At 72.9% G+C, this 12,166-nt stretch carries 5 protein-coding genes and 1 pseudogene; 1 reads left to right on the plus strand and 5 read right to left on the minus strand.

Features of this window, described 5'->3' with window-relative positions:
- Positions 1-166 (minus strand): antibiotic biosynthesis monooxygenase (locus CIK81_RS07835; protein ID WP_199586324.1); only part of this gene is annotated, 166 nt, incomplete at its 3' end.
- Between the two features lie 23 nt (positions 167-189).
- On the opposite strand from CIK81_RS07835, the gene CIK81_RS07840 reads away from it, so the two are divergent.
- Positions 190-408 carry an antibiotic biosynthesis monooxygenase gene (locus CIK81_RS07840; RefSeq protein WP_241964071.1) on the plus strand — a complete coding sequence of 73 codons (219 nt, stop codon included), beginning with the start codon at positions 190-192 and terminating at the stop codon, positions 406-408.
- A gap of 145 nt (positions 409-553) precedes the next feature.
- Here the strand turns inward: CIK81_RS07840 and CIK81_RS07845 are convergent.
- From CIK81_RS07845 to CIK81_RS07860, 4 genes and pseudogenes are all read right to left on the minus strand, one after another.
- Positions 554-1,033, minus strand: a pseudogene (locus CIK81_RS07845) (ABC transporter ATP-binding protein); the annotation flags it as partial.
- Positions 1,030-1,245, minus strand: coding sequence for an MbtH family protein (locus tag CIK81_RS07850; protein WP_096166273.1), 216 nt, complete (start codon positions 1,243-1,245; stop codon positions 1,030-1,032). The pseudogene CIK81_RS07845 and the gene CIK81_RS07850, both read right to left, overlap by 4 nt.
- A gap of 56 nt (positions 1,246-1,301) precedes the next feature.
- A complete protein-coding gene (locus tag CIK81_RS07855) occupies positions 1,302-11,762 on the minus strand; it encodes a non-ribosomal peptide synthetase (protein ID WP_114355600.1) in 10,461 nt (3,486 codons plus the stop codon).
- A gap of 57 nt (positions 11,763-11,819) precedes the next feature.
- Positions 11,820-12,029, minus strand: a complete 210-nt coding sequence (locus CIK81_RS07860; protein ID WP_114306441.1) for a hypothetical protein — start codon at positions 12,027-12,029, stop codon at positions 11,820-11,822.
- Positions 12,030-12,166: the final 137 nt, after the last annotated feature.

A 12,166-nucleotide genomic window follows, 5' to 3' on the forward strand; every position in this document is an offset into this window, starting at 1 on the left:
CGGTCTTCTTCGCGTACTCAGCCGCCTCCGGGTCGGACTGGGTCGCCTTGACATCATCGGCAGACTCCCACTGGGCCACGTTGAGCACGCGCGTCTTGTCGGCGCTGGCGAGCAGGGTGACAGAGATGAAACCGGGCCGGGCGATGTCAAGGCGTCGAAGCAACATGGGGCTCGCCGGCGAGCCCCATGTTGCTTCGACGCCTTGACATCGCCCGGCCCGGTTTCATCTCTGTCACCCTGCTCGCCAGCGCCGACAAGACGCGCGTGCTCAACGTGGCCCAGTGGGAGTCTGCCGATGATGTCAAGGCGACCCAGTCCGACCCGGAGGCGGCTGAGTACGCGAAGAAGACCGCGGGCATCGCGAAGGCGAGCCCTGGTCTTTACCAGGTTGTGGGTGAGTACAAGTAACCCAGCCACCGTCGAACCCGGGGTGTGAGCGACACATCGCTCACACCCCGGGCTTCGCACAGCTCAACTGTCTTCGTCATGCCGCCAGCTTGAAGTCGGTACACTGGAGATACGAAGTACGATACGTATCACCCTTGAGCATGTTCGGCTCGTCGAGGATCACGACCGGGGGCCGGGCGATGATGGCGCCCGCGAGGTCGAGGCGTCGGCGCATCCCGCCGGAGTACTGACCTGCCAGGAGCGTGGCCGGCACGTCCTCGAGGCGGAAGTCGCGCAGCAGCTCGCGGGCTCGGGCTGCGGCGGTCCGCCGCGGCATGCCGTACAGCCGGGCGACCATGCGGAGGTTCTCGAAGCCGGTCAGCTTCTCATCGACGGCCGCGTACTGGCCGGACACCCCGATGCTGCGACGCACGCCGTCAGGATCCGTCCGCACGGAGCGGCCCGCGACCAGGGCGTCCCCGGCATCCGGCTCGAGGAGCGTGGTGAGCACCCGCACGATCGTCGTCTTGCCGGCGCCGTTGGGACCCAGCAGGCCCTGCACGGTGCCCGCGGGCACCTCGAGGTCGATCCCGGCCAGGGCTGTGCGGTCGCCGTAGTGCTTGACGACGCCGCGCAGGGAGATCACGAAGCGGCCCGTGCTCCGTCGTCCAGACGACGGGGAGTGATGTCGGACCACGAGGCGTCGACGTAGCGGAGGCAAGCGGCGTGGTCATCGGGTCCGAAGACGACGACCCACCCGCGCGGCAGGTCCGCGGAGTCCGGCCACAGAGAGTGCTGTCCGCGCTCGTTCACGAGGACGCGGAAGGTGGCGTCGGTGTCGTCGAAGGGGTTCATCATGGTGCGTTCCCGTTTCCGTCGTGGATGCGTTGCTGCCAGTGGTTCGGAACGGACGGTCATTCGGTTTGGTCGGATCTGCGCAGGATCGCAGAGGAGTCCAGCTCGGCGGCGACGGTTCCTGCCGCCGGCTCGTCGAGCAGGTCCGCATGACGGGCGTCGACCCGGTGGACGGTGAGCTCGCCGGTGAGATGCGGGATCCACGCCGCCGGATCCGGACGGTCCGTCGGAGCATCCCTGGTGGCCTCCATAACGATGAGGTCGCCCTCGACGACGGGGGTCTGTGCGGCGTCCAGGAGTGTGCCGAGATGGGCGAAGCGCGAGGCCATGCGCTCGGCGGTCGTCGCAGGGAGCTGGCCGAGCGAATTCCCGGCGGTGCGCAGGGCGGAGACCACCGTCGCGGCGTCGAGGGGGCCAGCGGGCACCGGGATGTCCTGGGCCTCCAGCAGGGACCGCCACCGGGAGCCGTCGTCCTCGGCTCCCTGCAGCGACCCGCTGAGGCGCGGGTAGGAGTCGAGCACGGCGAGGAAGGCGACCACCTCGCCCGCGGCCTGCAGGCGCGCAGCGAGATGGTGAGCGATCCTGCCGCCGAGCGAGTAGCCGAGCAGGTGGTACGGGCCGTGCGGCTGGACGGTGCGCATCGCCTCCAGGTACTGGTCCAGCATCTCGTCGAGCGTCTGCTCCGGGGCGCGGGACGATTCGGAGGTGGAGAGTGTGGAGAGCCCCGGCATCTGCAGGCCGATCAGGGGTCGTCGACTGCGCAGATGGGGGAGCAGGCTCGAGAAGCCCCAGGCGAGGCCGCTCGCGGGGTGAACGGCGAACAGGGGCTCGCCGTGCCCCTCGGGGCGCAGGGGCAGGACGGGGGCGAGAGATTCCTCGAGGTCCCCGTCCGCGGAGCGACTGCCTGCACCTCCGCTCGGTGCTGCACCGGAGGGTCCACGGTCGATCACCGCGGCCAGACCCGCCACCGTCGGCGTTCGGAACAGGAGGTGGATCGGCACCTCCCGGCCGAGGAGCTCGCCGATCTCCGCGACGACGGGGCGGGCCACGAAGGAGTGCCCGCCGAGGGCGAAGAAGGAGTCGTCCGCCCGGACCTCCTCGATGTCGAGCACTGTCGAGAACGCCGCCGCGACGATCGCCTCGGTCCCGTCCCGGGGCGCGCGGCCGGACCCGCCGACGAAGGCGGGGTCGGGCAGCGCTCGGGTGTCGACCTTCCCGTGGGAGGTCAGCGGGATGTCGTCGACGAGGGTGAACGCGGCTGGTCGCATGTACTCCGGCAGGCGGGCAGCAGTCGTCCGCTCGAGCAGCTCCGGGAGCGCCGCGGCGTCGACGCCCTCGGCGGGCACCACCCAGGCGGCGAGGACCATGCCCCGCGGGCTGTCGATCGCACGGACCACGGACCGCGCGACCTCGTCGCGCTCCTCGAGCACCGCCGAGACCTCGCCGGGCTCGATGCGGTGCCCGCGGATCTTCACCTGCTCGTCGCCGCGGCCGAGCGCGACGACGGGCGGCCGGTGGCCGGCGGGCGCATCGCGCACCGCGACGAGGTCGCCGGTGCGATACATCCGTGAGCCATCCCCTGCGAAGGGGTCGGCGACGAACCGGGACGCCGTCGCAGCCGCGTCACCGAGGTAGCCGTCGGCCAGCTGCGGCCCGGCGAGCCAGAGCTCGCCGATGCTGCCCACGGGAACCGGTCGCAGGTTCGCGTCCAGCACGCGTGCGACGGTGGAGCTGGTCGGGGAGCCGAGCACGGGAGACGGGTTCGCGAGAACCGGAGCGACCAGGGTGTCGACGCCGGCCTCGGTCGGGCCGTAGAGGTTCCACCCCCTCACGGCGGGACGCTCATGCATCCACGCCCACAGGGCAGGATCGACGGGCTCCCCGCCGAGCAGGAGCACGAAGGGATCCTCGGGGTCCCGTGCATCGAGGAGGTCGGCGAGCCCTGTCTGCCCGCGCAGCGCGTCGACGTACCCGGGGGTGGTCTCCCAGACGTCGATATCGCGTCGGGCGAGCAGGTCGACCAGGGCCTCCGGGTCGCGGCGCACGTCGTCGCCGACCACATGCACCTCGTGACCTGCCGCCAGCCACAGCACCGGGTCCAGGGAGGCGTCGAAGCCGACGCCCGTGGTGTGGGCCAGACGCCGTCTCCGCAGGCCGGGCTCGGGAAGGAGAGTCGAGCGATGGCTCCTCAGGAGCTGGGTCAGCGCGCGGTGGGGGACCTGGACGCCCTTCGGCGTCCCGGTGGTGCCGGAGGTGAAGAGGATGTAGGCCGCCTCGTCCGGACCCGGCAGCAGCTCGGGTGCGGAGCCCTCCGGGAGGTCCTCGAGGCACCGGACGGACTCGGAGGGGATGCCCGCCTCGAGCGCGGCTCGTACCGCGTCCTCCTCGGAGACGTGCCCGGTGCGGAGCACGAGGCGGGGTGCGGCGGCGTGCAGCATCGCCGTGATCCGCTGAGCAGGAAGAGTGATGTCCACCGGGACGGCGACTGCTCCGGCCCGCCAGATCGCGAGCAGTCCCGCGACGGTTCCCGTGCCTCGACGCACGGCCAGGGCGATGCGATCCCCGGCAACGGCGCCTGCGGCGCACAGACCTCCTGCGATGGTGTCGACCCGTTCGGCGAGCTCTCCGGTGGTGAGGGAGGTGTCATCCCCGACGAGGGCGGGCAGGGCCGATCGGGCCGCGGCGGAGGTCGCGAGGGCATCCAGCAGGCTCTGCGGCCCGGCCGTCGCGGGCCACGGCATCAGAGGTGTCGAGGACGGGCCGGCGGGGATCTCCTGCAGCCTCCGACCCGGATCTGCGGCGATCCCCGCCAGGAAGCCGAGCCAGCGCTCGACCAGCCCTTGAGCGGCGTCCTCGCTGAACAGGTTCGCGTCGTGCTCGAGCACACCGTCCACTCCGCCGTCGGAGCGGGGACGGAGGGTGAAGGAGAGATCCACCTTCGCCGCGCCGGTCGAGCGCGGCTCCACCCGGGACACCTCGACCCCGGGCAGCTCGAGCGCCGGATCGCCGAGCTCCTCCACGGAGAGCATGGTCTGGAACAGCGGATGGCGACCGAACTGCCGATCGGGTGCCACGGCCTCGACGATGCGCTCGAACGGCACGTCGTCGTGCTCCATGGCGTGCAGGACGGACCGACGGGCCCGCCCCACCGCATCGCGGAAGGGGCGGGAGCCGTCGACCTGCAGCCGCACCGGGAGTGTGGTCACGAAGAAGCCGATGAGGTCGGCGAGGTCGGGGTCGCCGCGACCGGCGGACGGGGTGCCGATGACGAGGTCGTCCCCGGCGCCGACCCGCTGCAGATAGGCCGCGAGCGCGGCGAACCAGGTGTGGAAGCTGCTGGCTCCGCTCGTCGCTGCGGAGGCCAGGAGCGGTGTGCTGACCTCTTCGGGGACGGTGAAGGCCAGGGTGCGTGCGGGACGGGTGGTCTCCTCGCTGCGGCGTCCGTCGGCGGGGAGGGCCAGCTCCTCGGGCGCGCCGCGCAGCTGCTCCGTCCAGGCGGCGAGGTGCGGATACTCCTCCTGGGGCCGGTCGTGCCCGACCTGCTGGAACCGTGCGTGGTCGGCGAACTGGACCGCGAGGGGGCGGCGGGCGGACCGGGTCCCCCCGGTGCGGGCGCCGTATGCGGAGGCGAGGTCGCGCACCATCGGCGCGAGCGAGGCGCCATCGGTCGCGATGTGGTGCACGGCCAGTGTGAAGCGCCAGCGCTGGGCGCCGGTCCTCACCAGGCCCGCCCGCAGCGGGATCCGGGAGGAGAGATCGAAGCCGGCGGCGGTGTCGACCGCTTCGTGGCGCAGGATGCCGGAAGGCGGGTCCTGGATGCGCTGCACGGGACGTCCCTCGATCTCGGGGAAGGTGGTCCGCAGGACCTCGTGGCGAGCCACGAGGTCGTCGACCGCGCCGGCGAGCGCGGTGGTGTCGAGGTCGCCCTCGAGATCGGCCTCGAGGACCACCGTGTACTCCGCCGAGCCCGGCGCCAGACGGTGGAGGAACCACAGCCGCGCCTGGTCAGGGGAGAGGGGGAGCTCCTCGTGCGGAGAGCGAGGGTTCTGCACGACCCAGTCGCGCAGGCGCATCGGGGCGGGGTGCCCGAGCTCCCCGGGAGCGCTGTGATCGGCCACCGCACCGACGGGGTCCTCGGCGCGCAGGGCGGCGACGAGCAGTGCGGGGGTGGGACGGTCGAAGACGGTGCGGACCGGCACGGCCACGCCGAACTCGTCCCGGATGCGGCCGACGAGCTCCACCGCGAGCAGGGAATGCCCGCCGAGGGCGAAGAAGTCCTCGTCGGGGCCCGGGACGTTGATCGCGAGGATCTCTCCGACCAGGCTGCACATGCGCTCCTCGGCGTCGTCGACCGGGGAGCGCTCGGCGGACGAGCCGTGCTGCGGATCGGGCAGCGCCGACACATCGACCTTGCCGTTCGAGGTCAGCGGGAATTCCGCGATCACGGCGATCGCGCTGGGGACCATGTACGCCGGCAGCTCCCGGCGCGCCGTGTCCCGCACCGAGGCCTCGTCGGCTTCCCCGGACACCCACGCGAGGACGCGCTCGGTGCCTTCTCCACCGGGGGCCACGATCCGGGCGAGGGCGGTGCGCACGCCCGGTGCGCGCTCCAGGGCGCTCTCGATGTCACCGATCTCGATGCGATACCCCCGGAGCTTGACCTGGTCGTCGGCGCGCCGCAGGAAGTGCAGGTCACCCTCGGCCGTCCGGCGCACGACGTCGCCGGTGCGGTACATCCGCGCACCGTCCGCGGCGGGGTCGGCCACGAAGCGCGCTGCGGTCTCGGCGGCACGTCCGCGATAGCCGTCGGCGAGGGTGGCGCCGGAGAGGTACAGCTCGCCCTCGACGCCGGGCGGAACCGGTCGCAGGAAGCGGTCGAGCACGCGTGCCCGGACCCCGAGCACGGGGTCACCGAGGACGACGGGCCCGTGGGTGATGGGGGCGACGAGGGCGTCGACGGTGGCTTCGCTCGGGCCGTACAGATTCCATCCGTCCAGGGCGTCCGAGGCGGCGATGCGGTCCCACAGCGCCTGGGGCACCGCCTCCCCGCCCAGGGCCAGCAGGAGCCTGCCGGGCCCTGTGCGGACGGCGTCCTCGAGGCCGACGGCCTCCAGCTGCGAGGCGTAGGAAGGCGTGGTCTCGACGACGTCGATGCGCTGCTCCTGGACAAGGCGCACGACGGCCTCGGCATCGGCCTGCACGGTCTCGTCGGCGATCAGGAGCGTGCTGCCCGAGGCGAGCCACAGGATCGGGTCCCATGCGGCGTCGAAGGCGAGGCCGGAGAGGTGAAGCATCCGCGGTGGACGCTCCAGTTGCTCGCGCAGGGGGCCGATCAGCGTGCGCTCGTGCTGGGCGAGCACGGTGCCGAGGGCCGCGTGGGAGACCTGGACGCCCTTGGGGGCTCCGGTCGTGCCCGAGGTGTGCACGAGATATGCGGTGTCCTCGGGTCCCGGAGCAGCCGGGGCCGGGCCGCCCGTGGGGAGGTCGTCCGGAGCGAGGACCTCGGTGCGGGATGCATCCCGCGGCGTCGGCAGGAGGGGACGGAAACGGGCGGGATCGGTGGTGACCACCACGCGGGGCCCGGCGGATGCGAGCACCCGCTCGAGCCGCGCGTCGGGATGGGTGGAGTCCACGGGGACCGCGATGGCACCGGCGCGCAGTGCGCCGAGCACGACCGTGACCGCATCGGCGGTGCGGGGCAGGGCGATGACCACCCGATCCCCGCGCCGGACCCCGACCTTTGCGAGGCCCGCAGCGAGTGTGCGGACGCGGGCGAGGAGCTCGGCCGCGGTGAGCTCGCCCTGGGCATCGACGAGTGCGAGGGCTCCCGGATGCTCACGCGCCGTGCGCTCGAGCCGATCCAGCATCGTCCGGGGCGCAGGCGCCTCGGGCCCTCGGGCCCGGTCCTCGAGCTCGCGCAGTGCGTCGGGAGCTGCGGTGGGCAGATCCCCCAGCCGCGCCCCGGGATCAGCGACGACCTGCTCGAGCACGCGATCCAGGGAGTCGCGCAGACGGGCCGCGGTGGCGCCGTCGAACAGGGCACGGTCGTAGCCCAGCACGATGCGGAGACCGCCGTCGTCGCCGTCCTCGGGGGTGACGTCGATCAGCAGATCCGCCTTGACCCCCGAGCTCGCGACGGGAGCGGGGACATGCACCCGCACGCCGGGGAGATCGAGCCGAGCGGGCGGGGCGTTCTGCAGGCTCAGCATCACCTGGATAACCGGTGGCCGGTCCACATGCCGCGGGGGACGCACCGCCTCGACGACGAGGTCGAAGGGGAGATCCTGGTGCGCGTAGGCCTCGGTGTTCGCGAGGCGCACCCGCTCGAGGAGGTCCGCGAGGGTCGGGTCGCGGCTCAGCGACGTGCGCAGGGCGACGGTGTTGACGAAGAAGCCGACGAGGTCGTCCAGCCGCGGATCGGGGCGACCGGCGACCGGGGTGCCGATCACCACGTCGTCGCCGGTCCCGTGCTGGTGCAGGGCGGCGGCGAGCGCTGTGTGCAGCACGATGAACAGGCTGGTGCGGTGCGCGGACGCGACGGAGCGCAGGGCGGCGTGCCCCTGCGGGTCGAGATCGAGCCGGAGCTCGCCGACCCCGTGCTGATCGGCGTCGTCAAGGTCAGCCGTGCCGCGTGGGCGATCACGGGGCAGGGAGATCTCGGCGGGGGCGTCCGCGAGGGTGCGTCGCCAGAACGCGCTCTGGCGCGACAGCTCGCTCTCGGGGTCGTCCGCGGAGCCGAGCAGATCTCGCTGCCACGTCGCCGCGTCCGCGAAGTCCACGGGCAGCGGTGCGGGCTGCGGCGCACGACCGGCGGCACGGGCCGTGTAGGCCTCGCCCAGGTCGCGGGCCAGCGGTGCGAGCGACCAGCCGTCGGTCGCGACATGATGCATGGTGATCACGAGCACGGCGCGCTGCGCACCGGTGCGCAGCAGCACGGCGCGCAGAGGGATCTCCCGGGTGATGTCGAGGGGCCGATGCACCTCCGCGGCGATCACGGCCTCGAGGCGCTCGGCGGGCACGTCGACGGCCAGGAGCGGGGAGGGGACCTCCGCGGCGGGCACGATGTGCTGGACCGGCTCGCCGTCCACCGCGGGAAGGATGGTGCGCAGCGGCTCGTGACGGGCCAGGACGTCGTCGAGCGCGGAACGCAGCGCGGCGGGGTCGAGATCGCCCTCGAGCTCGAGGATCACCGGGACCGCATAGGCGGCGGAATCCGGCTCGAGGCGGTGGAGGAACCACAGGCGGCGCTGGTTCAGCGAGGCGGGGACGGGATCAGGGCGCTCGCCGCGCTCGGGTCGCGCCGAGGCGCTGTCGGCGGGGGCGTCGTCGAGGACGGCGGCCAGGGCGGCGACGCTCGGGTGCTCGAACACGTCGCGCACGGCGACGGCACGTCCGAGGCGGTCCGTCAGCCGCGCGGCGAGGCGGGTGGCCAGCAGCGAGTGGCCGCCCGCTGCGAAGAAGTCCTCGTCGGCCCCGATGCCGTCGCGGTCGAGCACTGCGACGAAGGCGCCCGCCACCGCGCGCTCCATGTCGGTCTCCGGCTGCCGGGCGGTGGCGTCCGCGGCCGTGGTCGCCGGATCGGGCAGCGCGGCGCGATCGAGCTTCCCGTTGGCGGTCGCCGGGAGCCGCTCGAGCGCGACGATCGCCGACGGCACCATGTACTCGGGCAGGTCATCGCGCAGTCCGTCGCGGACAGCGGCGGGGACGTCACCCGCGTCCGTGGCCCCGCTCGCCGTGGCGACGTAGCCGACGAGACGAGCCGTCGCTCCCTCGCCGCGCACGACCACGGCAGCTGAGACGACCCCGTCGAGACGACGCATGGCGGCCTCGACCTCGTCGGTCTCGATGCGGTATCCCCGGATCTTCACCTGATCGTCCAGTCGCCCGAGGAACCTCAGCGTGCCGTCGGGACGCCGGCGCACCCGGTCACCCGAGCGGTACATGCGCGAACCGTCGGCCGCGAAGGGGTCGGCGACGAAGCGCTGCGCGTTCAGACCCGGCTGGCCGATGTACCCGCGGGCCACCCCGTATCCCGCGAGGTACAGCTCTCCGATCCCGCGGTCCGGGACCGGTGCGAGCCCGGCATCGAGCACGTAGTGACGGCTGCCGAGCACGGAGGCACCGAGATGCGGTCGGCGGTCCTCGCGGATGGGGGCGACCAGACTGTCCACGGTCGTCTCGGTCGGCCCGTAGAGGTTCACGGCATGGACCCCCTCCCGCGCGGCGAGCGCGGCCCAGAGGTCGTCGCCCACGGCCTCCCCGCCGAGGGCGATCTCGGTGGGATGGTGCGGGCCGGTCAGGAGTCCCGCCGTGAGCAGGACCTCGGCGAAGGACGGCGTGGTCTCGAGGGCGTCGATGCGCTGCTCGGCGAGATGGGCGACGAGGCGTTCGGGGTCGCGTCGCACCTCGTCGGAGACGATGTGGATCTCGTGCCCCGAGACGAGCCACAGCAGCGGATCCCACGAGGCGTCGAAGGACAGGCCGGCCGTATGGGCGGCGCGCAGCGGGCGCCCGAGCCGGGTCGCGGCGGGGTCATGGAGCGTCCTGCGGTGCTGCTCGAGAAGGGCATGGAGCGAGCCGTGCTCGACAGCGACGCCCTTGGGTCGGCCGGTGCTCCCGGAGGTGAAGATGACGTAGGCGAGGTCGTCGGGACCCACCCGGGGCAGGTGGACCGGAACGCTCTCGGGACGGCGCCAGGCAGCGGTCTCGGTGTCGACCAGCAGGGTCGGCAGGGTCCAGACGGCGCCGTCCTCCCGGTCGGCCTCCTGCTGCTCGACGGTCGTCAGCAGCGCGGCGGGCCCCGCATCCTCCAGCATCTGCGCGACGCGGCCGACGGGGTAGGCAGGGTCCAGCGGCACGTAGGCGGCGCCGGCCCGAAGGATCCCGAGGACCAGTGCAGGGAGGTGGACCGTGCGGCCCACGCGGACGGCGACGCGGTCGCCGGGTCCCACGCCCCCGCGCACGAGGGACTGGGCGAGGCGGGTCGACTCGGCGTCGAGCTCCTCGAAGCTGCGTTCGCCATCGGGCGCGACGACGGCCCGGGCGCTCCCGCGCCGTTCCACGGACGCTGCGACGGCCTCGAGGACGGTCCCCGGAACGTCGTCCGACGGGGCGCCGCGGCCGGTGGCGAGCAGCGCCTCCTGCTCGGCCCTGTGCATCAGCGGAGGCGAGACCGCGCTCGTGCCGGCCGTGGAGTCGAGCAGCGAGTCGAGAAGTCGGAGCAGCCGCTCGCCGTGCTCCTGCAGCGACTGCTCGGAGTGCAGTGCGGCATCGCCCTCGAGCCGCAGCACGGGGTCGACGGCGTGGCTGCGGAGGTCGCCGAGGACGATCGAGAGGTCGCGCACGGGACCCGTGGACAGGATGTGCACCGTCCCCCGGGCAGCACCCAGGCGCAGGTCATCGATGACCGGGAGCAGGTTGACCGAGGGGCCGGGGTGGGAGGAGGCGCCCTCGAGCTCCTCGACGCGGAACCGCTGATGCCCGACAGCGGCGCGGACGGCGTCCCCGGTCCTGCCGATCACGTCGGCGAACGAGTCGGTGGGACCGACCTTCACCCGCAGCGGGAGGACGCTGGAGAGCATGGACGGTGTCGTTTTCGCGACCCGGCCACGGCGGGCGGTGACCGGCAGGCCGATGGGCACGACGTCGGTGCCCGTCATACGGGCCATGTAGACGGCGACCGCTGCGATGAGGGTCTTGGGCAGGTCGCGCTCGAGGGCGGCGAGCCGGGCGGTGCGCTGGGCGCCGAGAGGGACCCGGGCACGGATCACCCGGCTCGCGATGCCGTGGGATCGGCCCTCGAGGCCCTCGGAGGAGACCTCGCCGGCCAGGGCCCGTTGCCAGTGCGCAGCGTCCGCGGCGTGCTGCGGGGAGCTCTCGTAGGCCTCCAGGTCGTGCTGGAGGGCGGTGAGCGAGGGGAGGGGCGAGGGCAGCCGTGCCAGCACATGGGCGACGCCGGGTGCGAGGCGCCGGGGCAGCCGTGAGCCCGGGAGGACGCGGGCCAGGCGGGAGTACGTCTCGGCGATGTAGCGCAGGGCGATGACGGCTGAGTAGCCGTCGATCTGGATGTGGTGGACGCGCAGGAAGAACAGCGAGCGATCCTCACCGACGAGGTAGAGCGTCGCTCCGAGGAGGTCGTCCCCGTGCATGTCCCGCGGCGTGGACATCTCCTGATCCATGTCGAGGTGCGCGGCGTCCTCGGCCGCGTCGGGTCCCAGGTGGCGCAGGTCGCGCACCCGCACCAGATCCGCCGTGGGCCGCGGGCGGTGAATCTCCGCGTAGGGCCCGGCGGCGTCCTCGCCGATGCGCAGGCTCAGCGCGTCCAGATCTGTGGCGGCCTTGGTCAGGGCCAGGTTCAGCAGAGCGGGGTCGATCGGGCCCCGCAGATCCAGGAACTGCCCGATCTGATAGGTCGGGTTGTCCGGATCCAGGTGCTGCGCGTACCAGATGCCGCGTTGAGCCGCGGTCAGCGGGAGGTGGCCGGTGGGTGCTGACGTGGCCGAGGGCATGCGCATCCTCATGAAGGGGAGGTCTCCTCTATGCGGTGGTGACGGGGAACGACGATCCGTGCGCCTCGGTCACTGCTGGAACTGGCCGAGCTGCAGCGTCCCGAGCAGTCCGTCGGCGTCGACGAGCGGACCGTCCACGAGCGGTCCCTGGATGAGCGTGCTGTCCGAGCCGATGTTCGTGGAGGTGTCGCCGGCAGCGCTCGCCGGGGCGACGAGGGCGATGCCCGCGACTCCGAGCACAGCGGTGGTGATGGTGATACGGCGGATGCGATGGGACATGATCGACGACTCCTCGGTCGGTGGAACGGCTGTCGGCGCCCGGGCGGCGGAAGCCGCGCCGGACTGAGGAGGTTCGACGCCGACGCCGCATCGGATTGGTCCGCGGTCGGCATCTGCTCGATCCGTCACACACCGGG

The sequence above is a fragment of the Brachybacterium sp. JB7 genome (assembly GCF_003335205.1).
Taxonomy (GTDB): Bacteria; Actinomycetota; Actinomycetes; order Actinomycetales; family Dermabacteraceae; genus Brachybacterium; species Brachybacterium alimentarium.

What these genes read in the sequence shown, in the direction of transcription:
- CIK81_RS07855 (WP_114355600.1), bottom strand. Translation starts at nt 11,762, where the DNA reads ATGAGGATGCGCATGCCCTCGGCCACGTCAGCACCCACCGGCCACCTC.
- CIK81_RS07850 (WP_096166273.1), bottom strand. Translation starts at nt 1,245, where the DNA reads ATGATGAACCCCTTCGACGACACCGACGCCACCTTCCGCGTCCTCGTG.
- CIK81_RS07860 (WP_114306441.1), bottom strand. Translation starts at nt 12,029, where the DNA reads ATGTCCCATCGCATCCGCCGTATCACCATCACCACCGCTGTGCTCGGA.